A 25627-nucleotide genomic window follows, 5' to 3' on the forward strand; every position below is an offset into this window, starting at 1 on the left:
TCGCGAACCTCCGACGTGATGTCGTGTGGTGCGCGCGCGGCGTCGTCGACGTTCAATGATGATGAATGCCGCTGCCAGGCAGACCGCAATGGAGGCGAGGATGGCCGTTCCGGTGATCTGCTGGATGTCGTTGTAGTGCGGTAGGTAGTTGGCTTCGGCGGCCACCCCCGCGCTGTGTGGCCTGCTCATTTTGGTGACCTTCCGGGTTGGCCCAAATTCATCGGCCGCTGAGCTGGACAGCTTTGACGATGAGCAGGACGGCGCCGACGACGAGGTAGCCGCGCAGCGCAATCATGCCCAGACGGGTCCCCGGCGACCAGGTCACAGGCTCTAATAGGGTCAGCGGCGGCATTCGCCAGCTATTGCGGTCAAGCGGTCGCACCGGGCGTGATGCGGCCGGTGGCGAGGGCTGACGACGGCCCATCCAACGAAGTGTCGGTACCGCGGCAGCGGCCAGTATGACCAACGTCAGCGCCAAGTAGCCGGCGACAACGATCACATTGAGGCCCGGGAACAAGGTCGTTGTCATCAAGATTCCCGACAACAGCAGCAGGACGCCCACGATCAGCCCGGCAACCCAGTTGAGCCAGGGCCGATTCACCCAAGGGCCCAATACTTCCCGGTCGTTGCACAGCAGCAGGAGGAACACACTGGCGCTGGGCAACAACAAGCCCGCCAGGGCCTGCACGGCGGTGGTGATCAACCCGAGCGGGGCACCGGGAATCAGCACGATCGCCGCCGCAAACGCCACCATCGTGCTGTAGGAAAGGTAGAACGGTTTGGCATCGGCGAACCCCCGGTGCAGCGAGTGTTTCAGGCCGAATACGTCGCCGAAGGCGTAGCTGGTGGCCAGGGTGACTGCGGCGGCGCCGAGGATCGAGGCGTCCATCAGCACGATCGCGAACAACCAGCCGAGCGTCGGATTGTGTTGGCCCAGCAGGTGCGAGATGACGCCGGCGTCGATGAAACCGCCGGAGGTGCTAGTGGAGCGCGCCGCCCAGTCGCCGATCATGACCAGTGCGGTGGCGCCGATCACCACGATGAACGCCCCCAACACGGTGTCGGCGCGCTCATAGCCCATAAATCGAGGTGTGATGCGCTTGTCGACGACGTTGGACTGTTGAAAAAACAGTTGCCAAGGCGCCACGGTGGTGCCGACGATGGCGATGATCAACAGCACCGCATCCGAGGTCACGCCACCTGAGATGTTCGGCGCCACAAATGACTTGGCGGCCTGGGCCCACTGTGGGTGCGACATCAGCAGGGCTGGGATCTGAATCAAGGTGATGGCAATGAAGACGAACATGGCCCGCTCCCACCAGCGGAAGCTGCCGCTGGCCATGATCGCGATGAGCGCGACCGCTGAGATCGGAACGACAATGTATTTGGAGATCCCGATGTAGGCGGCGGCCAAAGTGATGCCGATGAACTCGGTGACGATCGTGAGGAAGTTGAGCAGGAACAGGTCGCCGACGGAGAACCAGCCCCAGCCGCGGCCGAAGCGTTCGTTGATCAAGCGGGCGTGTCCGACCCCGGTAACCGCGCCGAGGCGGACCACCATTTCTTGGTTGACGATGAGCACCGGGATGAGCAGGAGTAGCACCCACAGCAGGGAGTAGCCGTAATTTTGGCCTGCCTGGGTGTAGGTGGCCACCCCGCCGGCGTCGTTATCGCCGACCATGACGATGATTCCGGGGCCGACGATGGCCAGCAGTGTCAGCAGCCGCGTCTTGAACGTGCGGGGATGGTCGGTTTCACCGACGTTGATGCGCCCGAAGGCGCCCTCGATATCACCGAGGTGAGCCGAGTCAAGCACCGCGGTGCGCGGCGGCGGCGGCGGCTCAGCGCGGCGCGTCGCTGCGGGGTGGCTGGTGACGTTCTCCTCGCTGAAGCTCACTGCGCCTCACTGTCGGATGCAGGGGCGTCGGGATCGTCATCTGGTGGGGTGATTTCGCGGACCGGGCGCGGGGCGGGTTCGCGGCGGCGCCAATCTTCGGGGATGGTGGCTTCGAGCACGTCGTCGACGGTGACGATCCCGAGGACGCGGTCCTGGCCGTCGACGACGGGGATGGAGTAAAGATTGAAGTCGGCCATTAATAGGGCGACGTCGGTCAGATCGGCTTCGGCGCCGACCCGGATTGGGTCGCAATCCATCAGTGCTTCAACGGTTTGGCCGGGTTCGGCTTGCAGCAGGTCGATCACTGACACGACACCGGCCAGGCGGTTGTCCTCATCGAGGACATGCATCTTGACCAATGCCTCGGGCTGTATTGTTGTGGCGCCCGCGATTAGCGCCAGGGCCGTGCCCGCAGTGGTGCTTTCTGCGCAGGAGACGAAGTCGACATTCATCAGGCCGCCGGCGCTGTCGGGGTTAAAGCCCATCAGGGTGATCACCTTCGTGCGCTGCGGGCCCGGCATCAGCTCCAGCACGCGCCGGCGCCGCGCTTGACGCAGGTCCGCGATCGCGTCGGCGGCATCATCGGCGCGCATCCGGCCCAATAGTGCTGCGACATCGCCATCGGCCATGTCATTGAGCAGCCGGCTGGCCTTATCAGGGTCGAGTTCTTCGAACACGTCGGCTTCCAATTCCGGGTCGCTGCGGACCCGGTCGAGGATCTCGCCGCCCTCGGCTTTGTCAGCGTCTTCGAGAAGATCGGCGATGTCGGCGGGTTTGAAGCTGCCAAGCCGGCCTGACTGACGTCGCGAGGCACCCGAGCGGGCGTGTCCGATCAGCGGTTCAAATGCCTTCCAATCCCGGGCCGCGTGCCCACCCCGGCTTTTGATTAGTCCGAAGAACCGTGCCGGACGCCGGGTATCCAGGCGGGCAAGAATCCATCCGGCGCCGCTGTCTTCGAGTTCGACGTCATAGGCGCGCACCAGCTCCACAGCGGCCACATCGATCAATCGGTGTCCGAGCACATCAGTGCGCAGCAACACCTCGCCGTCGCGGCGTTCGAAGCCGCGCAGATCGATTTTGTGTGTCGCTAATACCACGCGATCCGGAGCGTACTGGGAAATGGAGGGGCTGCCGATGAACACCCGCCGCCTGCCCACCACAGCGACGATCCCACTCACTAGCGGATACTCGTCGAGACCGCGCAGCCGCACGATCACGTCGTGCACCCGGCCCACAGCATCGCCCGACCGGGCCAGGACCGGCGCGTGCAGCAACTCTGAGAGATGCATAATCGGGTGCGCCCCGACCTGCTCGGCCGACGTCTCGGGTCCACTCACTTGTTGCTTACCTTTCTTGCAGGGCACTCGTCGGCCTTAGGTGTTATGCGGTAGCCCACTCGAACGGGTCGCTCCGCGAATCCAGACGCGCGCACTTTGGCGATTACGCTGCGGGGAGGCGCGGCAGCATGGGCAATTAGTCGGCAACCGCGGGGGACGTCGCGTTCTGCTGGTGACCGTTGGTCGCGGCGGGTGATGTGGTCGGGTGTCCGTTGGGGGTCGCGGTTTGGCCGTTCATCAGGCGGTAGCGGATCAGGCGAGAACTGTTGGTGACCACCGCGACCGAGGACGCGTTGTGCAGGATCGCGGCCAGCACCGGTGACAGGGCGCCTCCGGCGCCCATCAACAGGCCGATTGAGTTGACGGCGATGGACATGCCGTAGTTCTGCCGGATCACCGCGACGGCTCGCGCCCCCAGATCGGGTACGTCAAGCAGGCGCTGCAGGTTGTCGTTGGCCAATGCGATATCGGCGGTTTCCACAGCGACATCGGTGCCGGCCAGGCCCATGGCGATCCCGATGTCGGCGGTTGCCAGCGCCGGGGCGTCATTGACGCCGTCACCGATCATCGCGACGACGTATCCTTCGTCTTGAAGTTGGCGCACCGCCTGAAGTTTGTCCTCGGGTAGCACCTCGGCGCGCCATTCGTCGATGCCGAGTTCGCCGGCGACGACCTCGGCGGTGTCGGGATGATCGCCGGTGAGCATGACGATGCGCCCAATGCCGTTGCTGCGCAACTTGTTCAGCACGTCGGCGGCCTCGGGGCGGATTTCGTCGCGCAGGCTGATCAGCCCGACCAGGGTGCCGTCCACCGCCAGCAGTAGCGGGGTCTCGGCTTGGCGGCGCAGTTTGTCAACCCACTCGGTTGCCTTCTTGGACACGCGGACTTTTTCGGCACGCAGCAGCGACGGGCTGCCCAGTAGCAGGACGCGGCCATCAGCCCAGGTGCGCATGCCCAGGCCGACCAACACTTCGCACTGTTCGTGCGGCGGGATAGTGATGTGGCGTTCGGTGGTCGAGCGGATCACCGCTTCGGCCAGCGGATGACGCGAATGGATCTCCGAGCTGGCCGCGTAGGCCAGGACCTCTTCAGGTTGCCAGTCCTTCTGGAAAGCAACAACATTCGTCACGACGGGGCGCCCAACGGTGAGCGTCCCGGTCTTGTCGAACACGATGGCGTTCACCCGCCCGGCTTGCTCGAGGTGCGATCCGCCCTTGATCAGGATGCCGCGGCGCGCACCGTTGCCGATCGCGGCGCTGATCGCGGTCGGGGTCGACAATCCCACCGCGCACGGGCACGCGATCAACAGCATGGTCATCGCGCGCCGGATGTCGCCGGTCAGCAGCAAGGTGGCCGCGGACACGAGGAACGAGATCGGAACAAAGCGGCGCGAGAAGTTTTCACCGACCGTTTGGATCGGTGCCCGATCGTTCTGGGCCTCTTCGACGCGGGAAATGATGCGCCCGATCGTGGTGTCGCTGCCCACCGCGGCGGCGCGCACCACCAGCCGTCCGCGCACCACCACCGATCCGGCGTGCACGCGGGAGCCGACGACCATACTCACGGGCAGCGTTTCCCCGGTGATCGCCGACTGGTCGACCACCGCTTCCCCGTCGAGCACCTCGCCGTCCACCGGGATCGCCACGTGATCGTGGATCACAACCTCGTCGCCGATTTGCAGGGTATCGACGGGCACTTGGACTTCGCTGCCATCATTGGCCCTGATCCAGGCGGTGTCCGCGGTGCCCCGCAGCAGGTCGGCGATGGCGCGGCGGGTGCGGCGCAGGGTCAGGTCCTGCAGATATTCCCCGATGTTGAGTAGCCACAACACCGTCAGCGCCACCACGTTCTCCCGCAGCACCATGCTGGCCACCGTGGCCACCGTCACCAGCGTGTCGGTGCCCGCGCGACCAGAACGCAGCGAACGCAGCGCCCCGCGGAAGAACGGATAGCCCATGAACACCGTCGCGCCAGTGGCCACCAACTGACCCTTGGGGCCCAGAAGCGGCGGGCGCCGGAAACCGTAGCGGCGCACACCCAACAACACCAGTGCCGCCCCGCCGATCGCGATGCGCAGTACCTCGGTGTTGCGGACGTCGGCCGATCGCGGCGTACGCGCGGGAATAAGCTCGGCCGCTACGCCTTTGGCCGCCGAGACGGCCGCCATGATCGCCGCGCGATCGCAACGCTTGGGTGAATACCACACCACAACCGAACCGGTGTGGGGGTAGGCGTGCACCGCGCGCACCCCGGTCTGCTTATCCACCTCGTCTTCGACAGCCACCGCACGACGGGAATCCGAACGCACCCACGGCACATGCAGTCGCATCCGCCCCGCCGCGTCGGACAGAATTTCTACGGCGGTGTCATCGACAACAGTCATCGTTGAGCGATCAGTGGTCGTGGTCGTGGTCCGCGGCGGCAGCCGGCGGGGAGGCCTCTTCACCGATGCGTTCACGCGCCTCGGCCACCACGTCGGCGGCCTTCAGGCGGGCCGACTCCGCTGCCACTTCTGCGCGCCGCGTTCCTCGCAGACTCAATTCCGCGGCCGCGACCGTCGCCCGGCGCACCGGCGCCCCGCCGGCGACCTTCCGCAACAGCTCATAGGCGCTTACGCCGACCAGTCCGGTGAATACCGTAGCGGCTGCCTTTGCCGCTAGCGCATGCGGAAACATCAAGTTCCTCCTCGTGTTAGGCCCAGATCGGGCGCACCTTCGTGACGTACCCCTCCGACCCTAACATAGATACATCGCAATATCACTATGTATTTGCGGTTGGTTAAGGCCAACAGGGGCGTACTCAAATATCGTTGGTAGACAACCTGATACAGTGTCAAGGGCGCTTCAGCCGGCAACGGCAAATATTCGAGTTTATCTATCACGAGCAGGGTCGGGCCGTTGAGAACCGCATGATGGTGGCCCATCGGTCTCGATGGCGCAAACGCGCCCTGCTGGATTTGGAAAAGGTTCACGGTTGCGCAACGCTGTTCGATTGATCGCTCGCGTTTCTTTTGCGAGGTCCGGCGAGCGGGGCTATCGTCCATCATTGTGGACGACAGTGCGAAGGACCCCGCCGTGGTGCTGCCGTATCTGGTCGGTCGGCCCTTGGCGGCTACCGAGGTCTACGAAGCGTTCGGCTACCGCAAGTCCGCGTACTACAAGGCGGCTCGCGAGGGCAGGCTGATCACCGCGGACAACCTGATCAGGGCGGCCAAGTATTTGGGGTTGAACCCGGTTGACCTGCAAGTCCGCTATGGCTTGATCGACCCGGACTCGGTTAGCGAATATGTGGAGTCCCAGGCCGGCCCGCCCCCGCCCAGGCTGCGTGATCTTCGTCCCGATCCCAACAGTCCGCCCGTCTGAGCGGCACTGCCGGGACCGTTTGAATGATCAAAACCGTACTCATCAGCGTCACGCTGGCGGCCCTGATGTGTAGCCTGTGGATCCGGCGCGACACCTGGCGCTCCCGGTGGGAGGCCGGCGCTACCCGCAACATCGCATTGCACGGCTGCGCGGTGCTGTTGATGTCGCACTGGGCCGCGGCGGCGCTCGGGCCGCCCCTGCACCGCGTCTTCGGGCTGTGGAACGTGCAACATCTGCTCGGTCACATCTGCTGGATCTTCGCGGTGACGGCGATCATTCGGCACGGGCTCATCCGTCTCGTCGACGAAACCCACGAGCGCGAACTGTTGCGCAAGCACGTCACGCGCCCTTTGAGGCTTGCGGTTCCGTTGCTGGTGGCGCTGTTCGTCATCGCCGACGAGGGCCATCACCTCGACTTCTTCGCGGCCCCCGCCGACTTCTGGCTGCTGGCTTACTGGCTGGTCTTGGGCGCCCTGATGATTTACCTCCTCTTCTACGCCGGGCGAGTGCTGCTGATCCTGCGCACGGATCCCCGGTCCACGACGACCGTCGACCTCTATCTGATCTCGGCGGGTTTCGGGGTGGCGGCGAGCGTGATTCAAATCGGAACCGCCTGGGCGGGCACCGATATCGCCTTGCCGGTCTGGTTGTGCGCCTGCCTGAGCGCCATCGGTTTCGCCTACGCGTCCGCCCGATCTTGGCAGGCCAAGGTCGCCTGGTTCACGTCCGGCAAATAAGCCACCCGCGCGTGCGGCGACCCGCTCGCGGCGCGGTGCGGCGCGGGGCTCTGGGCGTCTATCCGCCGACGACGTGTCGTGCCACCACCATCGGACGGAACCCGTACCGCTGTCCGACGATCTTGCCGCCGGCACCGCGGCCCGTGCCCGTCAGCGGCATGCCGCGCAGCAACCCGCTTCCATTGGCCTCGGGGCCGGCGCTGACGGTGCTGACCGCCGGCGGCGCAGTTTCCGCGTTAGCCGCGGGGGCCGCGGCGGCCCAACTCTGCGGGACCGACAAGTGGCCCACCGTGCCCGCCCTGCCCAGACCCGCCGAGACAGTCGAGGATGCACCGGAGGACATCGGGCCACCGCCCAGAGTTCCACCCAGACGAGGCACGGCCGTCGCGGCCGCCGCGCCTTTGCTGGCGGCGGCCGGCATCCCACCTAGCCGGAGCTTCATAAAGTGGTCATAGTCGCCCGATTGGTAATATAAGATCTTGAGGCTGTTGGTGTACATGGATACCCAGTCTTTCCAGGCCACCGGTTTGGACGATCCGGACGACCCGGACGATGCATTCAGTAGTGCGCTGGACGCCGAGTTGAGGTTTGCCGGCCCAGGGGTGAACGTGCTGGATTGTGCACTTGTGTCGGCGGCGTGGGAGACGGCGGCGGCTTGACCGGCCTGGCCCGCCGGGTTGGTGGTCGTCGGCGACTGGTCGAAGGTGGGCAGCGCTGAAGCGCCGGCCGACGCCGCGGCGTAGCCATACATCGCCGCCGCGTCCTGGGCCCACATCTCGGCGTACTGGGCCTCGGTGGCCGCGATCGCCGGCAGGTTCTGGCCGAAGAAGTTCGTCGCGATCAGCATCATCAGTTGCGCGCGGTTGGCCGCGATCACCGGGGGCGGAACCGTCATCGCGAACGCCGCCTCGTAGGCACCCGCGGCGGCCTTCGCCTGGACGGCCGTCTGCTCGGCCTGCGCGGCCGTCGCGGTCAGCCACGCCGCATACGGGGCCGAGGCGGTGGCCATCGTCGCCGACGCCGGACCCAGCCACGCGCCGGTGAGTTCGGCGATCACCGAGCTGTAGGAGGCCACCGTGGTGTACAGGTCGGTGGCCAAGCCGTCCCAAGCCGCCGCAGCCGCCAACATTGGCCCCGCGCCTGCGCCGACATACATGCGCCCGGAGTTGACCTCCGGCGGAAGCGCCCCGTAATCCACTAATCGATCCTCTCGCCCGGTCGACGGCTGTCGCACGCACCCCAACGCCGCCCGAAACTGTGGTCAGATACTGGTGCGCGGATTCCGTCCAGCGCAGCCGACACCATCGGCCGTGGAGTCACGAACGCGACGCCGTTCTTCGGCCGCGCCGACTACCCCTCAAGTGTGGATGTTTGTGCACATGTGTGATCGTAAAGACATATATGTACGTGAAAGTTTATGTGTATGAACTGAATCTAGCTGAAGATGAACATTAGTCTGTGGCAATACACTATTGATCGCGCAGCGCCTAACCTCGCTGGGGGAGCGGCTTTGGCGGCCGCTGAAACAAGATCCAGCGAGGAAAGAGATCACCGTGTCGTTCGTGACCACCCAACCCGAAGCGTTATCCGCAGCAGCCAGCAAATTGGGCATGATCGGTTCGGCGCTGGCCGCGCAGAATGCCGCGGCATCGGCGCCCACGATGGGAGTAGTTCCCGCGGCAACCGATGAGGTCTCGGTGCTGATCGCGGCGCAGTTCGCCACGCACGCCCAGATGTATCAGACCGTCTGCGCCCAGGCCACGATGATTCACGAGAGCTTCGTGAAAATGCTGCACCTCGGCGCCGGTTCGTATGAGGCCACCGAGGCCATCAACGCCGCCGCGGCCAGCTGAGGAGGGTGAACAGGTGCTGGATTTCGGAGCGTTAGCCCCCGAATTCAATTCTGCGCGCATGTATTCCGGACCGGGACCGGGATCGATGATGGCCGCGGCCTGGGCCTGGAACATGCTGGCCGCCGAGCTGGACTCCGCCGCCACTGCCTACGACACCGTAATCACACAACTGACCAGCGAAGGATGGCTGGGCCCGGCATCGACACAAATGGCTGAGGCAGCCAAACCCTATCTGGTATGGATGCGTACCAGCGCCGCGCAAGCCGAACAGGCCGCCACTTCGGCCAGGGCCGCCGTGGGGGCCTACGAAACCGCGTTCGCCGCTACGGTGCCCCCACCGCTGATCGAAACCAACCGCACCCTGCTGGCCCAGGCGATTTCGACGAATGTCCTCGGTCAAAACATTCCGCTGATCACGCAGCTGGAGGCCCAATACGGTGAAATGTGGGCCCAAGACGCCGCCACGATGTACGGCTACGCCGCCCAAACCGCACCGACTGCCGAAGTGACGCCGTTCACCGAGCCGACCCAAACCACCAACCCCGCCGGAGGGGCCATGCAGGCCGCCGCGGTTAACCGAGCCGCTAGCACGTCGGCCAGCGCGGGCACGCAGGCTACGCAGTCACAACTGTTGTCCTCCACGCCTTCTGCACTGCAAAGCCTCGCATCACCCAGTGCAGCACCTGCGTCCACAACACCGATCACGGACGCGTTAAAACAGAACGAGTTTGTGAGCTTGTGGTCGCAATACGTCAGCCCCACCCAAAACACCCTCGCAATGATGTATCGCGCTACCGGCATGACAACGCACTTTCAATCACTCGGCAAAGCACTAGCACCCGCCGCCAAGGCCGCCAGCGACGGCGCCAAGGCCGCCGCGGCCCTGCCCACCGTCGGCGCGTCGCTGCGCGGCCTGACCGGTGGCGGCGGCGCCATATCGGCAAGCTTGGCCTCGGCCGCACCGGTCGGCGGCCTGTCCGTACCGCCCACGTGGTCGGCCGCGACCCCGGCGGTCACCTCCGGGGCATCGTCGATTCCGGTCAGCCGCTTCATCACCACCCCGGACACGTCAGGGCCCGGAAACCTGCTGGGCGGGATGCCGCTGGCGGGCGTCGGCGGGGGTTCGACCGGCACCGGTCCGCGCTACGGAATCCGCCCCACGGTGATGGCACGCCCGCCCTTTGCCGGATAGCTCGGCAACCACATCGCGGGTCCTTTCGGTCGAGATCCTGTTCTGGGCAACGCCGTTCGATCGGCCCACGGACACTGCTGCCCTCTCAGGCACGGCTGGGCCATCCGTGTCCGCGGACACTTCCCGACCAGCAGGCCGCACTCGAATGCCTCTACTTAATCACGCGGTCACCGCACCTGACCGGGACCGGACAGAAGCGATGGACCAATGCGGTGGAAACCGGCGGTGACCGCCTTCGCGCGATCTGCTTTGCTGACGCGCGCCAAGGTTTTGTTGCCCAGACCTGATAGCGCAGCGACGCTGCGGCTACAAATGCGTTGGGAAGTAAGAGAAGCTGTAATTCGCGCTGGCGGTGCCGCCAGGTGAGCTGCTGCGTCCGACGCATACGGTCGTCGTCAGGTGCTGCCGAGTTGGATGGCTTTGGCCACGAGCAGGATCGCCCCGACGACGAGATAGCCACGCAAGGCCAGCATGCCTAGCCGAGTTCCGGCCGACCAGGACACCGGTTTCAACGAGGTCAACGGCGGCATCCGCCAGGTGGCCCGTTCGGTTCTGGCCAGTTCAAAGGAGGGCTGGTCAGGCCACTGTTTTTTCGGTCGGCGGCGGCCAGACCACCGCAGCACACCGAAAACGGTTGCGGCGCATATGGCGAGACCGACGGTGAGGTCGGCGGCGAGTGAGACGATGTCGAGGCCGGGAAACACCGTCGTCGCCATCAGTATCCCCGAGAGCAGCAACAGCACACTGACGATGAGCCCTGACACCACGTTGAGCCACGGCCGGTTCACCCACGGGCCCAGAACTTCCCGGTCGTTGCACAACAGCACCAAAAAGACAGTCGCGCTGGGCAGCAGCAACCCGGCCAGCGCTTGCACGCCGGTGGTGATCAACCCCAACGGCGCGCCGGGGATAAGCACGATCACTGCGGCGATCACGACCATCCCGGTGTAGGACAGGTAGAACGGCTTGGCGTCACCGAAGCCGCGGTGCAGCGAATGCTTGAGTCCGCACACATCCCCGAAGGCATAGCTGCTGGCCAGGGTCACCGCAGCCGCCCCGATGATGGAGGCGTCGAGCAACACGATCGCGAACATTGACCCCAGGGTGGTGTCGATTTGGCCGAGCAGATGCGCAACCGCGCCGGCGTCAACGAAGCGCCCCCCGCTGTTGGTGGCCCGCGCGGCCCAATCGCCGGTCATGATCAACGCCGCCGCCCCCATCACCACGACGAAGGCACCCAGTGTGGTGTCGGCGCGCTCGTAGCCGATGAAACGCGGCGTGATGCGCTTGTCGACAATGTTGGACTGCTGAAAGAACAGCTGCCACGGGGCGACCGTGGTGCCGACCATCGCGATGATCAACAGCACCGCGTCCGAGGTGACTCCACCACTCATGCCGGGGGTGACAAGCGATTTCGCGGCGCGCCCCGCGTCCGGATGGGACAGCAGCAACATTGGGATTTGCAGCAGCGTGATCGCGATGAACACGAGCATCGCGCGTTCCCAGCGACGGAAGCTGCCGCTGGCCATGATGGCGATCAGCGCGATCGCGGCGAACGGGACGACCACATATCTGGGGATGCCGATGTAGTCAGCCGCCAGGGTGACGCCGATGAATTCGGTGACCAGGGTCAAAAAGTTCAGCAGAAACAGATCACCCACGGAAAACCAGCCCCAGCCGCGGCCGAACCGTTTATTGATCAACCGCGCGTGTCCGACCCCGGTGACCGCACCGAGCCGGACCACCATCTCCTGGTTGACAATCAGCACCGGGATCAACAGCACCAGCACCCACAGCAGGCTGTAGCCGTAGTTCTGTCCGGCCTGCACGTACGTTGCGACACCTCCGGCGTCGTTGTCTCCGACCATCACGATCAAGCCGGGCCCGATGATCGCCAGCATGGTGGCCAGGCGGATTTGCAAGCTGCGCGGACGGGCGGTGTCGCTGAGGCTGATTCGGCCCAGTGCACCTTCGATGTCGCCGAGGTGTGCGCTGTCGAGCACCGCGGTGCCGTGCGGCGCCTCCAACACTGTGTCGGAACCGGGGCGGTCCAAGATCGTCATAGCCATTCTCCTTCTTTGCTGCTCATCCAGGTCAGGTCTTCGCGGCCGGGCCTGGCCCAGGCTCTCGCCGTCGCCAGCCGTCGGGGATCGTGGCTTTGAGCACGTCGTCGACGGTTACCACGCCCAGCACCTGAGCCTCGTCATCGACCGGAATGGTGTGCAGTTTGTAGTCGGCCATCAAGACCGCGACATCGCTCACATCGGCATCGGCAGCTACCAAGATGACATCCGAAAACATCAGTGTTACAGCCGCATCCGAACGTTCGTTTGCAACAGAGCGATCACTGACACCACGCCAGCCAGCTGCCCGCACTCGCCGAGGACGTGCAGCTGCATACGCCCATGTTTCGCAGGAGACGATGTCGACATTCATCAATCCGCCTGCGCTGTGCGGGTTGAATCCCAACAAAGGCAGACATTTAGGGTGCGCTGGGGTACGGACATCGACTCCAGAACACGGTGCCGGGTGGGAGCGGCGCGAATTGAAGGTCGCGTCGGCGGCGTCGTCGGCACGCATCCGAGCGAGCAACGCGGCGACTTCGTGGGAGGGCGGCCAATGTGGCCGCCGGGTGTCTTCAGCAGTCCGAACGGGTGGAGCGGTCCTCGGGCCTCGATCCACAACTTGTGCATGTGACCCCTCCTTGGCGCAACGTGTGGATCAGTGGTGGGTGGTGGTGGCACAGGCGCGGCAATACGGCTGCCGCGCTAGGGTTAGGCCCAGCTGGAGCCGACGGCGCTGTCGGTGCTGGCCATGTTGGAACCGGCCGTTTGTACTTTGCAGCCGTGGGCGTGGGCCTGGTCGTAGATCACCTGGAAGTGGCGGCCCAATTGTGTGATGAACTCTTCGCAGGCCGTCGAGCCCGCCCCGCCCCAGAAGTCTCCGGCGGCAAGCACATCGCGAATGATGGCCTGATGCTCGGCCTGTAGGGTGGCGGCTTGACCGCGGATCAGTGCCCCGTGGGCGTCGACGTCGCCGAACTGGTAGTTGATTGTCATCGGTGTTCTCCTCACGGGTGAAAAGCGGTTAGTTGCCCAGGATCTGCTGGGAGGCTTGCTCTTGGCCCTCGTAGTTGCTGGCGTCGCGGATGAGTCCGTCGCGCACCTCGTGCAGCATGGTGACGATATTGCGAAACGCGATGTTCATCTGGCTCACGGTGTCGTACGAGGTCGTCTGAGCGGTACCGCTCCAGCCGGCGCCGGCGATGTTTTGCGAGGATGCCCACATCTTGCGGGCCTCGTCCTCCACAGTTCGGGCGTGCACTTCGAAATGCCCTGCCATCGAGCGCATCTCGTGCGGGTCGGTCATAAAACGCGTAGTCATCTGAATGTCCTTACCTAGCACTCATCGAGTGCCATACAAGCGGTGAATGGTGGCCGGACGGCTTATGCGGTTTGGGGCCGTCGAACTGAGGCTCGCAGCCGATCCCCGTATCTGCTATCCGGCGATGGGTGAGCGGGCCATTACGGTGAGCCGGAGCCCGTATTTGGGAGCACTGCCTATGTGGTTCCCGGCCGTGCTCGCCATCGGCATGCCGGGCATCATGGGCATCACACCTCCCGGAGGCGCGCTTAGGGGTGTCGCGCCCAGCGCTGAGGCCAGAGGGCTTGTCGGTGGGGCTAGGGCGGTCCAGCTCGCGGGCACCGATAACGGGCCGATCGACGCGGCCTGACCCAGGGCCGCCGATGCGCCGCCGCCGGAGCCCAGGCCAGCCAGGCCCAATAGGCCTCCGAGGGGGCCGGTGGTGACAGCTTCTCCGATCGCGTTTCCCGCCGCGCCCCCGGCTGCGCCGGCGCCCAACAAGCTCGTAAAGGCACCCAAAGTGTTACTCGGGGTGTAGAACCCGGACGAAAAGATGGTGTTCCAGATATTCGCGTTGGGCCCCCACTGGTTCCAGAAGTCGTTGAGCTGCGGATTCCCAGACCCAGACCCAGGCAGTTGGCCAAGGATTTCCGAAAGTCCCGACGTCGACGACGAAGACGACGCGGGTGCCGCGAGGCTCTGCAGCTTCGTGGGCACCGCTGAAGTCAACTGCGACAGTGCGGTCTGCGTGCCCGCACCTGCCGGCGTACCAGTGGCCTGGCCGACTGCGGCGGCCTGCCCGGCCAGCCCGGCCGCATTCGTTGTCTGTTGTGGCGCGGTGAACGGCGTCACCTTCGAGGCGGTCGCCGAAGCGGCAGCGTATCCGTACATCGCGGCCGCGTCTTGCGCCCACATTTCGCCGTAGTGAGCCTCGGTGGTCGCGATCGCCGGCGTGTTCTGCCCCAAAACGTTGGTCGCGACCAACGCACACAAATGGCTACGATTGGCCGCGATGACAGGCGGGGGCACCGTCATCGAATACGCGGTCTCATAGGCACCCGCGGCCGCAATGGCCTGGGTGGCGGTTTGTTCAGCGTGCATCCCGGTCGTGTTCATCCAGGCGACAAGAGGTGCTGCGGCGGCCGCCATCGAGATCGACGCCGGGCCGCGCCAGCCTTCGCTGCTCAATCGCGAGATCGCCGAGCTGTAGGAGGTCGCCGCCGAACGCAATTCAGCGGCCAGCCCGTCCCAGGCCGCGGCGGCGCTGAGCAACGGCGCCGAGCCCGCGCCGGAATACATTCTTGCGGAATTGATTTCGGGCGGCAACGCGCCGAAATCCACCATCATGATCATTGCTACACGCCTCCTTTAGCGGGCCGCGATTGTGTTGAGGGCCTCGGTGGCGGCGTACGAAACGGCACTGGCCGCCAAGGTCTGCACGAACAGATCATGAACTGCTGCGGCTTGTGCGCTCACCGCTTGATACAGCTGGGCGTGGGCAGCGAACTGGACCGCGGTCAATGCCGAAACCTCTTCGGCCGCTGCAGGAATCACGCCCGCCGTGGGCCTAGACGCGGCCGCGTTCTGGGCAGCGAGCCCTGAACCGATATTGCGCAAATCATCGGCTGTCGTCGCCAGCAATTCTGGCTGTGCGGTCACAAAAGACATCGGACTTCTCCTCAACGGAATGCAGACTGAAGGCTGCGGATGTGGTCGTGTCAAAGCACGCCAAAACAACACACGCCCCGAAACGGACACGTGCAAGTGATAACCGAAGCGGCGCAAGCCGATTCAGATAGTGGAAACGATGCCGGGGCCGGATCCGAACGAAATGCTCATCGGACTCGGATAGGGACTATCACCGCGATTCATCTCGCTCTCACCTCCTCACGGCCAGGGCACACGGGGGTGCCAACAGTCGCACACCGGGGTAAGGCGACCCGGCGATTTGGCCGGGCGCGGCCCCCTCTCGTCAGAGCTTTGGCACCACACGGCGTATCCGGTTGAGCCGGAAGCCACTTGGGCTCAACCCTTAAGCCGAGAAGAGCTGTCCTGACCCGGGGCGTCTCTCGACGTTCGAGGTCAGTGGCCTATATCCGTGCAGACGCCTCACCTACCGAGGTTTATGCGAACGTTATCTTCGCACTCAAGGCGGCACCAGTCAACCCGGCGCGTTGACTCACCAACAATGCCCGCGTGCCCCCTTCGTTGTCCCAAAGAGAAATGCTGCCCGCGAAGTGGCGTGTTGAAGCGGCGAAACCGGTGCGGCGCAGCAGGCCCAGACGATGGGATTGACGGTGGGTGAACGCCAGCGTTGCACCGGGCCTCTACTAGGCCGTGCTGGGCATGCCGGCTGGCATGTGGCTGGCGCCGATGCCGGGTGAGCTGGTGAGGATCTTGCGGCGGTTCGGCGCACTGGACATTGATGGCGACACCGGGGGCGCTGCTGTGACCGCGCCATATCGTCGGCCATCGATTGCCGTGTGGCGCCCGAAGGCGAGAAGTACGAATTGACGGACCGTTGACGCAACCGAACCGAGATCATGCAAAGCAGCCAAACCGGCGCGGGTTAACGCTCGATCTGGTTCGTTAAGTGAGCTGGTGGTGAGCAAGCGCTGAACGAGTCGTGTCAAGTCGGGAACATATTGTCCCAGCAAGGCTTTCGCCGACGACATCGTTCCCGTGCGGTGCTAGCTTCGAGTTTGTCATGAGAATCGACGTTGCCGATCCGACAATGCCGCGATCCCGTTTGGTCGCGGTAACAGCCGCAGTATGGTTGATGTTGTGGATGGTAATCGGTGGCGCACACCACCACGAAAGTAGAACTAACTCAACGGATCTGGAAATCGTTGCCGGTGAAGCGGCAACTTCGCTTGAATCGTCGCAAGTGGTCAGGGATCAGCTACCCCCAGACCATGCACACGCAAAAAGAGATTCGTCGACACACCACGACGACCAGTTCATGGCCGTCGCCTTGACACCGTCCGTGGCCGCGTTGGCGAGTTTCGGCGCCGCAGTCAGCCCAGTTGGGGGGGCGGGGTGGTTGGCTTATCCCGCGGCGGCGCCGGTGCGGGGTCCGCCCGCTGCGCTTGCAGTGCGTTGCGCCGGTCGAGATCTGTTGATCCGGCTCTGTTTGTCTCGTCGCTGATCAGTTATCGTCAGGCCGCTGCGCGCTTCGCTTGGCCGGCCGGTGAACGTTTCTTACCAATTGTCGCGTGTCGCGCGCTAATGGAAGTGACGATCAAATGACTGACGTTAATCCCTGTGGCAACGATCCATATTGCTGGCCAACTGTTTCCGCCATTCGGGCGCGGTCCTGCTGGCGGCGCGGGCCTGCCGCCCATGTTCGGTTGGGCGTCTTGGCGGGGCATGCGCCGGCGCTGAGCGTCGCGGCGTTGCAGGGCGTTTCGGACGCGTGGTTTCTGGGCGAAGCTTTTCAACTTCGACCCAGGTGACAGCATGAAAGAATTCGTTGTCATCCACAGGGTCGAAAAGGCGCGCCCCCGCGCCGCATTGCTACCTGCGGCGCGGATCGTTGAGTCGGCTTGCGGCAGCCTGGGTTTGAGACCCGCTTTGGCGGGCTGGGTATGTGGGGATCCGGTAACGGTTGTCGCCGATACCGCGATGGAACCGAGCATTCGGCGGATGCTTGCTGCCTGCGCCGCCGATGTTGTCCTTGTCGATGCACCGGACCCAGTTGATGGATGGCGGCAAGCCCGCAAAAGTCGTGTCTCGCAGTCGTTTGCTACCGATCCCGGTGCATGGAATGCGGATCAGTACAACAACTGTTGCACCGTCGCCGGGCGTCGATTGCGGGTCTTTGAATTGCGCGTCCAGCAAGGCGAGATCGATGTGGTGGTGTGCGCAGCGGGTACCGGCCGCGATCCGTCCGGAGTCCTGCGACTGCTACCTCACCAGAGTGAGCAGGCGCCGAAATGCACCTCGGTTTTGCACGATTGGCGGATCTCCCTGGACAACCCGCCTTTTCTGCTTCTTTGCCGCGGCGATGATCGGTTCGTATGCATCGATCTTCCAGGTCGACCTCGACCTGCGTCTGCAGGCTTCGGTACTGACACTGCGGTTCCAAACGTTGTTCGGCGCAGTGACATTCGTTATCTTAGGTGTAGTGGCCGTCGTCGGCGAGTTGCGGATCACCCGCTGGTTCTCCGACAGGTAAGGTTGCGGGCCGAGCTTGACTGTCGGTCTAGTCATACCTGCTGTGTCGTACGTGCCGCTGATGGTCCTGCCCGTCAGTCAGGGTTTAGCGACGTCAGCTGCCTTCGGAGCACTTGTAGTCTCCGCAGCGCTGCTTGTGCTCGGTTCCGCCGCGGTGATCCCACTCGAAATGCCCATCGTAGCTACTTCTGGCGGCAACCGTTTAGTGACAACACATTACAGGTTCTGCAACTCCATGCTCGGAATCTCGCCCTTGATCGGCAATTCCGCGACGAGGGTGATTTTCGGCGTGGTACTACGTTGGAACCGTACCGCAATACTGCTGGACAGCAGCGTTTTTTGTGGGCGTTGCTGCGGTATTTGCGCTCAATCGCCTTCGTCCGACCAGCGGTCATCAAACCGGCATCGCCTGAACCGCAACAGAGCCTGCCTTGCGGCGGAGGAAGTCAACACCGAAGAAAGAAAATGACGCAATTCATATCAGGAAGCGAAATGGAATGTCCGACAAAGCAATTGTAACCGGGGATCTAGTCCCCAGCCGTTTCGAAAGGATGCGATCATGAGCGGACACGGCCACGCCCACGGGCATGGACATGGACATGGACGTACAGCGGATGCTGACCGGCGGTGGCTGGTTGGCGCCCTGGCGGTGATTACCACATTTATGGTCGGCGAAGTGGCGGTAGGAATCGTTGCACGATCGCTCGCCCTGATCTCGGATGCGGCGCACATGCTTACTGACGCGGCCTCAATCGCGTTGGCGCTGTGGGCTATCGGTTTGGCAGCACGGCCGGCGGCGGGCCGTATGACCTACGGATGGCGACGGGCAGAGATCTTGTCTGCGTTGGCCAACGGCCTGACTTTACTAGTATTGGCGGGGTGGCTGGCCTATGAGGCGGCCCGTCGGCTGATGGACCCGTCGCCGGTCACCGGCAAGCTGGTGCTGATGACGGCGCTGGTCGGGGTCGTGGTGAACGTGGCCGCGACGTGGATGATCAGTCGCGCTAATCGCTCCAGCCTCAACGTCGAGGGCGCTTTCCAGCACATCCTCAACGACCTGTTCGCGTTCATCGCCACGGCAGTCGCCGGCGTGGTGATGGTGTTCACCGGGTTTGCGCGTGCCGACGCGATCGCCACGCTTGTCGTGGTGGTGTTGATGGCAAAGGCTGGCACGGGGTTGGTGCGTGCGGCAAGCCTGGTGCTCTTAGAGGCCGCGCCTTGCGGGGTCGAGCCCGAAGCAATCGGACAGGCGATGGCGGCACGCGACGCGGTGGTGGAAGTTCACGATTTGCACGTTTGGGAAATAACGTCCGGGCAACCGGCGCTTTCGGCGCACGTGATCGTGGACGCGGACCGTGATTGCCATAACACCCGGGCCGAGTTAGCGGAGTTGCTGGCGCACACGCACGGAATTTCACACATCACGCTGCAGCTTGAGCACGAAAAGTCAAACGGCCTCAACGAACACGATTTGGACGGAGCCTGCGCGCACTGCGCAGACCCGCACGGTCCCACGCACCGCTCGACTAACAGGCGGGCCCACGACACCGAGTCGGCCACCAGAGGCATCAGCTCTTCGTCGTTGTCGGATATTCGCGGTTAGGAATTGGGCTGTTATGAGGTTCGGGAGCGGTAGCGGGCCACGGCTGCGGTGTGTGGTGGCGGTCTGCTTGGCCGTGTGGGGGGTCCTGATTGGCGCCGACAGTGTGATCATGAATTCGCAGGCTTTGGCAGTGCATCCGGCACCTGCGGTGTCCTCGGCAAGTGGTGGCGGTCAGCCTGCTCTCAGCGTCGATCATCCGCATCTGGGCAAGGGATCGCCGAGCGAGCATCCCGAGCAGTTCACGACGGCGGTGTTGCCGCGCTCGGGCGCTGCGGTGGCGATGCTGATCGTGTTGGGTGTGGTGGCGGCCGTGGCGGTGGCCGGTGGGCTGGGCCTGCTTGGGGTGCCCGCCGGGCGGGGCCCACCGGGCGCCCCGGCTTTTGCGCTCACCGGTCAAGAGGTCTTGACCCGGTTCTGCTTGTCTCGTCGCTGACTGGTCAGCGTCAGGTCGTTTCTGCCCTTTGTGGCGGCGGCGGCCGGTGACCGCTGACCCATGTCAACTGCCGCGCCCTGGTTCGCGGCTCCCGCATGAAAGCGACGAAATCCCATGAACGAAGCTCTTTCTTTTGACAACACTGGTGTTCACTCCCTCGCAGCGTTGAAGGTTCTCGAGCCGCGCGACTGCAGACAGCCCGCCCCCGCCACTTCCCGGCGACCCGCCGCCCTGGTCGGCGATACGCCGGTGCTGCGGGTCTCGGCGCCGCTGAGCCCGCCCGATCGCGGGTTTTGGGCCAAGTTGGAGGGGTTTAACCCCGGCGGCAGCATGAAAGACCGACCCGCCCTGCACATGGTCGAAGCCGCCCGCGCCCGCGGCGAACTCACACCCGGGGCGCGCATCGTGGAATCCACCAGCGGCAGTTTGGGTTTGGGGCTGGCGTTGGCCGGCCAGGCCTACGGGCACCCGGTCACCGTGGTCACCGACACCGGCATGGAACCCATCGTGCGCCACATGCTGGCCGCCTACGGCGCCGACGTCGAGCTGGTGAGCCGGGCGCACCCGGTCGGGGGCTGGCAGCAGGCCCGCAAAGACCGCGTCGCCCAAGTCCTGGCCACCCACCCTGGCGCCTGGTGCCCCGACCAGTACAGCAATCCCTACAACATCACCGGCTACCAATCACTGGCGCTGGAGCTGCTCGATCAGCTCGGCGGCGTCGATGTGCTGGTCTGCTCGGTGGGCACCGGCGGGCATTCGGCGGGGGTGGCGCGGGTGTTGCGCCAATTCAACCCCGACATGAAGCTGATCGGGGTCGACACCATCGGCTCGACGATTTTCGGCCAACCCGTCGCCAGCCGGTTGATGCGCGGGCTGGGCTCGAGCATCTATCCGGCCAACATCGACTACGACGCCTTCGACGAGGTGCACTGGGTGGCCCCCGCCGAGGCGGTGTGGGCGGCTCGCGCCCTAGCGGCCAGCAACTTCGCCAGCGGCGGGTGGAGCGTGGGGGCGGTGGCTTTGGTGGCCGGCTGGGCCGCGCGCACCCACCCCAAAGACACCCGCATCGCCGCGGTGTTTCCCGACGGGCCGCAACGCTACTTCGACACCATCTATAACGACGACTACTGCCGCGAGCACCAGCTGCTGGGCTGGCAGCCCATCCCAGGACCGGCGGTCATCACCGACCCCAGGCAACGCGTGGTGACCTCCTGGACCCGCACCACCACCGTCACCAACCCGGCTTTGGTGTTGCGATGAGGGGCTTTATCGCACGCTTTCGCGGGTTCGACGGGCCCAGTCGGGTACTGATGCTCAACCAGTTCGGTATCAACGTGGGTTTTTACATGCTGATGCCGTATCTGGCCGGGTACCTGGCTGGCCCGCTCGGGCTGGCCGCCTGGGCGGTCGGGCTGGTGCTAGGGGTGCGTAACTTCTCCCAGCAAGGCATGTTCATCGTGGGCGGCACTTTGGCTGACCGGCTGGGCTACAAGCCGTTGATCGTGGCCGGGTGTGTGTTGCGCACCGGCGGATTCGCGCTGCTGGTGGTGGCCCAATCGTTGCCGGCCGTGCTGATCGCCGCCGCGGCGACCGGGTTCGCCGGCGCCTTGTTCAACCCGGCGGTGCGTGCCTATCTGGCCGCTGACGCCGGGGATCGCCGCGTGGAGGCCTTCGCCATGTTCAACCTGTTCTATCAGGCCGGAATCCTGTTGGGCCCGCTGGTAGGACTGGTCCTGGTGGCCGTCGACTTTCAGGTCACGGCCGCGGCAGCGGCGGCCGTGTTCGCTGTGCTGACCGCGGCGCAGCTGTTGGCGTTGCCGCAGCGCGGTGTCGAGTCGGCGCCGCGTCAGAGTTCGTTTCTGCAGGATTGGCGGGTTATCGCCGGCAATCGGCCGTTCCTGCTCTTCGCGGCGGCGATGATCGGCTCATACGTGTTGACCTTCCAGGTGTATCTGGCGCTGCCGCTGCAGGCGTCGATGCTGACACCACGGTCCGGAAAAGCGTTGGTTGCAGCGCTTTTCGTCATCTCGGGCCTGGTTGCGGTGCTCGGACAGCTGCGCATCACCCGCTGGTTCACCAAACGCTGGGGACCCGGACGTAGCCTGGCGATCGGTGTGGCCATCCTGGCGGCCTCGTTTGTGCCGCTGACGGTCATTCCCGACGGCCATCGATTCGGGACACCGGCGGCGGTGGGAGCCCTGCTGCTATCGGCGGCGATGCTCGCCGTCGGTTCCGCCGCGGTCTTCCCGTTCGAGATGGACACCGTGGTCTCCCTGGCCGGGGGCCGACTCGTGGCCACCCACTATGGGTTCTACAACACCATTGTCGGAACAGGAATCCTCGTCGGCAACCTGGCCACCGGATCGATATTCGCTGCGGCACAACGCCTGAGCGCCGACGCACTGGTCTGGGGCGGGCTCGTTCTCATCGGCATCATCGCCACGGTTGCGCTCAACCGCCTCCAACCCGCGGGCCGCGCGGGACCTGCGTTTCCTGATGCGCGGGTGGGGTCTTGTCCATCAGAAGAAGTCCAGGCGGAAACAGTCAGGAGCAGATCATGACGTTTGTGACTACCCAGCCGGCGGCTTTGACGGCGTTGCAGTTTGCCGCACACGCGCAGATGTATCAGGCCGTCAGCGCCCAAGCTGCGGTGATCCAAAAATTGTTCGCGAACACCCTTGGCATTAGCGCTGATTCGTATGCGCTCACCGAGGTTGCCAACGCGGTCGCGGCCGGCTAGGCACTGCGAGGTGAAATGATGGATTTCGCAGCTTTGCCACCCGAGATCAACTCGGCAAGGATCTATGCCGGTCCGGGCCCGGGCTCGATGGTGTCCGCGGCGGCGGCCTGGGAGGGACTCGCCGAGCAGCTATATTCGGAGGCCGCCTTCTATTCCTCGGTGGTTTCAGGGCTGACCAGCGGACCGTGGCTGGGTCCGGCGTCGGCGGCGATGACCGCCGCGAGCGCCCCCTACGTGGCGTGGATGGACACCACTGCCGAAATGGCCCAGCAGACGGCTTCGCAGGCCATGGCGGCCGCGGCCGCCTATGAGGCGACGTTTGCGATGACGGTGCCGCCACCGTTCATCGCGGCCAACCGCAGCCTGTTGATGTCGCTGATCGCGACGAACATCCTCGGGCAAAACACACCGGCGATCGCGGCCACCGAAGCGCAGTACGCGGTGATGTGGGCCCAAGACGCCGCCGCCATGTACGGCTACGCTGCCGCCTCGGCGAGTGCGTCGACTTTGATCCCGTTCACCCCGCCGCAACCCACCACCAACCCGGCCGGCCCAGCCGGGCAAGGGGCCGCGGTCGCCCAAGCCGCCGCCAGCTCGGCCAGCACCGACACGCAGGCGGTCCTGTCGCAGGTGACCTCCACGGTGCCCACCGCCCTGCAACAGCTCGCATCGCCGCTGTCGTCCACGTCCGAGTCGTCCACCGGGTCGCTGTCGTCGCTGAGTTCGTCGCTAAGTTCCATGAATCCCGCGTTGTCGATGACAAGCTCGTTCGCGTGGATATCGAGTGCACTCCTCTCGAACGCGAATCAGATGAAGTCTCTGATACCGGCCGTCAGCGCCGCCAGCACCGCCCCTTCGGGATCGGGGCTTACGGGCGCACTCGCTTCCGGCGCGCTGGGAGCACCCGGCTCAGCAGGACTCGGTGGAGCGGCGGTATCGGCGGGTGTGGGCCGGGCGGCCACGGTCGGGGCGCTGTCGGTGCCGCAGACCTGGGCCTCGGCGGCCCCGGCACTGAGTCCTGCCCCGACGGCACCGTTCAGCCCCAACCTGGCCACTGTCCCAGGAGCCACAGCAGGCGCTCCCGCAAGCATGCTCGGCGCGCCGATGGCAACGATGGCCGGGCGCGGCATAGGCAACGTCGTCGAAACCGACCTCCGGTTCATGCCCCGCCTGACGGTGGTCCCGCCCTCGGCGACCCTCGGATAAAAGGAGGAACACCAATCCCTAGCCGCGGACGCGTGACGTGGCCTCGCCCTATTGAAGCCATAGCCACAATCGGTCTGTCAGAATCAACGGTCGAGTTCATCTTGCTCGGACACGCCGAGCGTAAGCTTGGCGGAAGACTGACCATGTCCAAAGCATTCGGTTCAGCCGCGGTGGAGCTAGGTCGAAGACCAGGAGCCTTCGGTCGCGGTCTTGTGCCCAGGCGCAGCGCCACGCGGATCGCGATAAGCGCCGAAATAATCGACGCGGCGTCGGTGCATTAACACAAGAAGTTGGCGCCCAGCCCGACGATCACCACGGCGACCAACAATGCCAGGATCGCGCCTCTCTAGATCCCAGAGACCCGAAGCTGCAGTGGCGGCTGAATTGATCGATAAAAGACAACCCGGCAGCGCATCAGTCAGAGCGGCGCGACACTTACCGGTACCAAACCACGACCAATCCCGACCGCCTGGAAACAATCAATGTCAGTGGTGCCCGCCACGGTATCCTCCGTGGCGACCACCGTAATAGCCCTCCCCGAACAAGCCACCCAAAAACCCTCGCGGGCGCGGATTTTCGACGTACCCCGGCTGGGCCGCGTACTGCTGAGGCGGGTACCCTGCCGGCGGTGGCTGTGGGGGTTGTTGTGGGGCGGCGTAGAACTTGGCCTCGGCTTCGGAGAGCTGCTCGAGTTCGCCGCGGTCAAGAAAAACGCCGCCGCAACCGGTGCACTGATCGATGGTCACCCCGAAGCGCTGCACCGGCAACATCTGCGACACGCACCGCGGACACAGCAGCGTCGATTCGTTGGTCTGTTTTGATTCACGTTCGCCTGTCACTTGAACCTCCCTAAAGAGGCAACGGCAAATGCCTCACCCACCTAGGCTAACAGACATAAATGCATGCGCATGTACGAATGCGGGCGATTTGGGTGTGCGGCTAGCCTGCTGGTGCTCGGTCAACAAGGGGGGCGTGCGCGGGCTCGAGGGCCGATATTGCGCTGGCCATTCGGCTGCTGCGCCGGCGGCTATACCACAGGATGGCCATCGCGATGGCCAGGCAGGCGGCGGCCGGAAGGAGCAGCGCGTTGTGGCCCAACCGGCCGCCGATGAGCGCTCCCGTGGCACCGCCGCCGATGAACAGCACCACGGTTGTCGCGAGCACAGTGGCTTTCCATCTATCCACTCCATGGTGGCGGCTGCGGCCCAATATTAAACCGAGGTCGGTGATGGTGCCGGTGAAGTGCGTGGTGCGGATTGTCATCCCGGGAAAGTTTGAGGTCATCGCGTTTTGCAGCCCGCACGCGGCCGCGGCTAGCAGGGCCTTGAACCCGGGAATCTCGATGCCGGCGGCGGCTAGCAGCAGTGCGGCCTCGGCAAGCAGGACCGCGGCGTGACGCGCACTGGTGTGGGTCTGCACCGTAGCCAGTACCGCTCCGGCCCCAGCGGCTCCAGCCAAGAAACCCCCCACGATCAGCGCGATCATGCAGCTCTCGTATAGCAATGGGTTGGCCGAATCCATGCCGAGCTGGGTGCTCAGAGCGGTCAGGTTGCCAACGGGAAACGCCAAAACCAGCAGTGCGACCGAATTGATGAATCCGGCGATTCCGGCCAGAATCCCACTGTAGCCCAGCACCAGCACCCGCAAGCGCGTTCCGCGGGTTTGCATGTGCGGCATGTTTTTCCCTGTCCGGTGATCGGTGGTGGCACAACGCTACCAAGACCGCGT

Annotated in this window: 22 protein-coding genes, 5 pseudogenes and 1 riboswitch; of the genes and pseudogenes, 13 read left to right on the top strand and 14 right to left on the bottom strand. The window is 64.7% G+C overall.

From position 1 onward, the window contains the following. Positions 1-217 precede the first annotated feature (217 nt). The 5 genes and pseudogenes from QGN31_RS11215 to QGN31_RS11235 all read right to left on the bottom strand — a co-directional run. Positions 218-1816 (bottom strand): Nramp family divalent metal transporter, encoded by a 1599-nt coding sequence (locus QGN31_RS11215; RefSeq protein WP_054585856.1) that lies wholly within the window; start codon positions 1814-1816, stop codon positions 218-220. Between the two features lie 77 nt (positions 1817-1893). Next, positions 1894-3186: a magnesium transporter MgtE N-terminal domain-containing protein gene (locus QGN31_RS11220; protein ID WP_054585841.1), complete on the bottom strand. Its 1293-nt coding sequence runs from the start codon at positions 3184-3186 to the stop codon at positions 1894-1896. A 184-nt stretch (positions 3187-3370) separates the two neighbouring features. Continuing rightward, a complete protein-coding gene (ctpC, locus tag QGN31_RS11225) occupies positions 3371-5617 on the bottom strand; it encodes a manganese-exporting P-type ATPase CtpC (RefSeq protein WP_054585842.1) in 2247 nt (748 codons plus the stop codon). A 10-nt stretch (positions 5618-5627) separates the two neighbouring features. Next, complete coding sequence (locus QGN31_RS11230; RefSeq protein ID WP_054585843.1) at positions 5628-5909, bottom strand: DUF1490 family protein; 282 nt, start codon at positions 5907-5909, stop codon at positions 5628-5630. Positions 5910-6004: 95 nt separating this feature from the next. Beyond that, positions 6005-6159 (bottom strand): annotated as a pseudogene (locus QGN31_RS11235) (IS21-like element helper ATPase IstB); the annotation flags it as partial. 122 nt (positions 6160-6281) lie between these two features. Here QGN31_RS11235 and QGN31_RS11240 point away from each other — a divergent pair. After that, the gene (locus tag QGN31_RS11240) at positions 6282-6596 is read left to right on the top strand and encodes a hypothetical protein (RefSeq protein WP_054585844.1); all 315 of its coding nucleotides are present in this window, start codon (positions 6282-6284) and stop codon (positions 6594-6596) included. Between the two features lie 23 nt (positions 6597-6619). Beyond that, positions 6620-7333 (top strand): hypothetical protein, encoded by a 714-nt coding sequence (locus tag QGN31_RS11245; protein ID WP_054585845.1) that lies wholly within the window; start codon positions 6620-6622, stop codon positions 7331-7333. 58 nt (positions 7334-7391) lie between these two features. Here QGN31_RS11245 and QGN31_RS11250 read toward each other — a convergent pair whose 3' ends face one another. Next, complete coding sequence (locus QGN31_RS11250; protein WP_054585846.1) at positions 7392-8531, bottom strand: PPE family protein; 1140 nt, start codon at positions 8529-8531, stop codon at positions 7392-7394. A 355-nt stretch (positions 8532-8886) separates the two neighbouring features. On the opposite strand from QGN31_RS11250, the gene QGN31_RS11255 reads away from it, so the two are divergent. From QGN31_RS11255 to QGN31_RS11265, 3 genes and pseudogenes are all read left to right on the top strand, one after another. Beyond that, positions 8887-9186 (top strand): PE family protein, encoded by a 300-nt coding sequence (locus QGN31_RS11255; protein ID WP_054585857.1) that lies wholly within the window; start codon positions 8887-8889, stop codon positions 9184-9186. Between the two features lie 13 nt (positions 9187-9199). After that, positions 9200-10378, top strand: coding sequence for a PPE family protein (locus tag QGN31_RS11260; protein WP_054585847.1), 1179 nt, complete (start codon positions 9200-9202; stop codon positions 10376-10378). A 93-nt stretch (positions 10379-10471) separates the two neighbouring features. Further along, positions 10472-10618: pseudogene (locus tag QGN31_RS11265) on the top strand (IS256 family transposase); the annotation flags it as partial. 155 nt (positions 10619-10773) lie between these two features. On the opposite strand, the gene QGN31_RS11270 reads toward QGN31_RS11265, so the two are convergent. The 6 genes and pseudogenes from QGN31_RS11270 to QGN31_RS11295 all read right to left on the bottom strand — a co-directional run bounded on the left by QGN31_RS11270 (position 10774) and on the right by QGN31_RS11295 (position 15409). Beyond that, a complete protein-coding gene (locus tag QGN31_RS11270) occupies positions 10774-12441 on the bottom strand; it encodes an NRAMP family divalent metal transporter (RefSeq protein WP_054585848.1) in 1668 nt (555 codons plus the stop codon). A 31-nt stretch (positions 12442-12472) separates the two neighbouring features. Beyond that, positions 12473-12982, bottom strand: a pseudogene (locus tag QGN31_RS11275) (CBS domain-containing protein); the annotation flags it as partial. A 170-nt stretch (positions 12983-13152) separates the two neighbouring features. After that, entirely contained in the window at positions 13153-13437 is a 285-nt protein-coding gene (locus tag QGN31_RS11280) for a WXG100 family type VII secretion target (protein WP_054585850.1), read from the bottom strand. A 28-nt stretch (positions 13438-13465) separates the two neighbouring features. Beyond that, on the bottom strand, positions 13466-13762 hold the full coding sequence (locus QGN31_RS11285; protein WP_054585851.1) for a WXG100 family type VII secretion target: 297 nt from the start codon (positions 13760-13762) through the stop codon (positions 13466-13468). Positions 13763-13876: 114 nt separating this feature from the next. Further along, positions 13877-15094, bottom strand: coding sequence for a PPE family protein (locus QGN31_RS11290; RefSeq protein ID WP_082385944.1), 1218 nt, complete (start codon positions 15092-15094; stop codon positions 13877-13879). Positions 15095-15109: 15 nt separating this feature from the next. Further along, a complete protein-coding gene (locus QGN31_RS11295; RefSeq protein ID WP_054585852.1) occupies positions 15110-15409 on the bottom strand; it encodes a PE family protein in 300 nt (99 codons plus the stop codon). Positions 15410-15698: 289 nt separating this feature from the next. Then, a riboswitch (M-box (ykoK) riboswitch) is annotated at positions 15699-15869 on the bottom strand. 1331 nt (positions 15870-17200) lie between these two features. On the opposite strand from QGN31_RS11295, the pseudogene QGN31_RS26345 reads away from it, so the two are divergent. The 8 genes and pseudogenes from QGN31_RS26345 to QGN31_RS11335 form a co-directional block, all read left to right on the top strand. Further along, positions 17201-17599 (top strand): annotated as a pseudogene (locus tag QGN31_RS26345) (pyridoxal-phosphate dependent enzyme); the annotation flags it as partial. Between the two features lie 370 nt (positions 17600-17969). Continuing rightward, positions 17970-18386 (top strand): hypothetical protein, encoded by a 417-nt coding sequence (locus QGN31_RS11305; RefSeq protein WP_224188588.1) that lies wholly within the window; start codon positions 17970-17972, stop codon positions 18384-18386. A gap of 90 nt (positions 18387-18476) precedes the next feature. Continuing rightward, positions 18477-19520 (top strand): cation diffusion facilitator family transporter, encoded by a 1044-nt coding sequence (locus QGN31_RS11310; protein ID WP_085165636.1) that lies wholly within the window; start codon positions 18477-18479, stop codon positions 19518-19520. Between the two features lie 109 nt (positions 19521-19629). Next, a complete protein-coding gene (locus QGN31_RS11315) occupies positions 19630-19953 on the top strand; it encodes a hypothetical protein (protein ID WP_082408947.1) in 324 nt (107 codons plus the stop codon). 114 nt (positions 19954-20067) lie between these two features. Beyond that, positions 20068-21213, top strand: coding sequence for a PLP-dependent cysteine synthase family protein (locus QGN31_RS11320; protein ID WP_082408946.1), 1146 nt, complete (start codon positions 20068-20070; stop codon positions 21211-21213). Then, on the top strand, positions 21210-22514 hold the full coding sequence (locus QGN31_RS11325) for an MFS transporter (protein ID WP_054585609.1): 1305 nt from the start codon (positions 21210-21212) through the stop codon (positions 22512-22514). Before QGN31_RS11320 ends, QGN31_RS11325 begins: the two co-directional genes overlap by 4 nt. 20 nt (positions 22515-22534) lie before the next feature. Beyond that, positions 22535-22693, top strand: a pseudogene (locus tag QGN31_RS11330) (PE family protein); the annotation flags it as partial. A gap of 15 nt (positions 22694-22708) precedes the next feature. Next, on the top strand, positions 22709-23899 hold the full coding sequence (locus tag QGN31_RS11335; RefSeq protein ID WP_054585610.1) for a PPE family protein: 1191 nt from the start codon (positions 22709-22711) through the stop codon (positions 23897-23899). Between the two features lie 485 nt (positions 23900-24384). Here QGN31_RS11335 and QGN31_RS11340 read toward each other — a convergent pair whose 3' ends face one another. After that, complete coding sequence (locus QGN31_RS11340; RefSeq protein ID WP_054585617.1) at positions 24385-24669, bottom strand: TFIIB-type zinc ribbon-containing protein; 285 nt, start codon at positions 24667-24669, stop codon at positions 24385-24387. 169 nt (positions 24670-24838) lie between these two features. Next, positions 24839-25576: a DUF1275 family protein gene (locus tag QGN31_RS11345; RefSeq protein ID WP_054585611.1), complete on the bottom strand. Its 738-nt coding sequence runs from the start codon at positions 25574-25576 to the stop codon at positions 24839-24841. Between the last annotated feature and the right edge of the window lie 51 nt (positions 25577-25627).

The organism is Mycobacterium sp. 2-64, assembly GCF_035918375.1.
In the GTDB taxonomy this organism is placed as follows: domain Bacteria; phylum Actinomycetota; class Actinomycetes; order Mycobacteriales; family Mycobacteriaceae; genus Mycobacterium; species Mycobacterium intracellulare.

Bases quoted from the DNA above. Each gene is read 5' to 3' on its own strand.
- QGN31_RS11220 (WP_054585841.1), bottom strand. From the start codon at position 3,186: ATGCATCTCTCAGAGTTGCTGCACGCGCCGGTCCTGGCCCGGTCGGGC.
- ctpC (WP_054585842.1), bottom strand. From the start codon at position 5,617: ATGACTGTTGTCGATGACACCGCCGTAGAAATTCTGTCCGACGCGGCG.
- QGN31_RS11230 (WP_054585843.1), bottom strand. From the start codon at position 5,909: ATGTTTCCGCATGCGCTAGCGGCAAAGGCAGCCGCTACGGTATTCACC.
- QGN31_RS11245 (WP_054585845.1), top strand. From the start codon at position 6,620: ATGATCAAAACCGTACTCATCAGCGTCACGCTGGCGGCCCTGATGTGT.
- QGN31_RS11270 (WP_054585848.1), bottom strand. From the start codon at position 12,441: ATGACGATCTTGGACCGCCCCGGTTCCGACACAGTGTTGGAGGCGCCG.
- QGN31_RS11280 (WP_054585850.1), bottom strand. From the start codon at position 13,437: ATGACAATCAACTACCAGTTCGGCGACGTCGACGCCCACGGGGCACTG.
- QGN31_RS11285 (WP_054585851.1), bottom strand. From the start codon at position 13,762: ATGACTACGCGTTTTATGACCGACCCGCACGAGATGCGCTCGATGGCA.
- QGN31_RS11290 (WP_082385944.1), bottom strand. From the start codon at position 15,094: ATGATCATGATGGTGGATTTCGGCGCGTTGCCGCCCGAAATCAATTCC.
- QGN31_RS11295 (WP_054585852.1), bottom strand. From the start codon at position 15,409: ATGTCTTTTGTGACCGCACAGCCAGAATTGCTGGCGACGACAGCCGAT.
- QGN31_RS11310 (WP_085165636.1), top strand. From the start codon at position 18,477: ATGAGCGGACACGGCCACGCCCACGGGCATGGACATGGACATGGACGT.
- QGN31_RS11315 (WP_082408947.1), top strand. From the start codon at position 19,630: ATGAATTCGCAGGCTTTGGCAGTGCATCCGGCACCTGCGGTGTCCTCG.
- QGN31_RS11320 (WP_082408946.1), top strand. From the start codon at position 20,068: ATGAACGAAGCTCTTTCTTTTGACAACACTGGTGTTCACTCCCTCGCA.
- QGN31_RS11325 (WP_054585609.1), top strand. From the start codon at position 21,210: ATGAGGGGCTTTATCGCACGCTTTCGCGGGTTCGACGGGCCCAGTCGG.
- QGN31_RS11335 (WP_054585610.1), top strand. From the start codon at position 22,709: ATGATGGATTTCGCAGCTTTGCCACCCGAGATCAACTCGGCAAGGATC.
- QGN31_RS11340 (WP_054585617.1), bottom strand. From the start codon at position 24,669: ATGTTGCCGGTGCAGCGCTTCGGGGTGACCATCGATCAGTGCACCGGT.
- QGN31_RS11345 (WP_054585611.1), bottom strand. From the start codon at position 25,576: ATGCCGCACATGCAAACCCGCGGAACGCGCTTGCGGGTGCTGGTGCTG.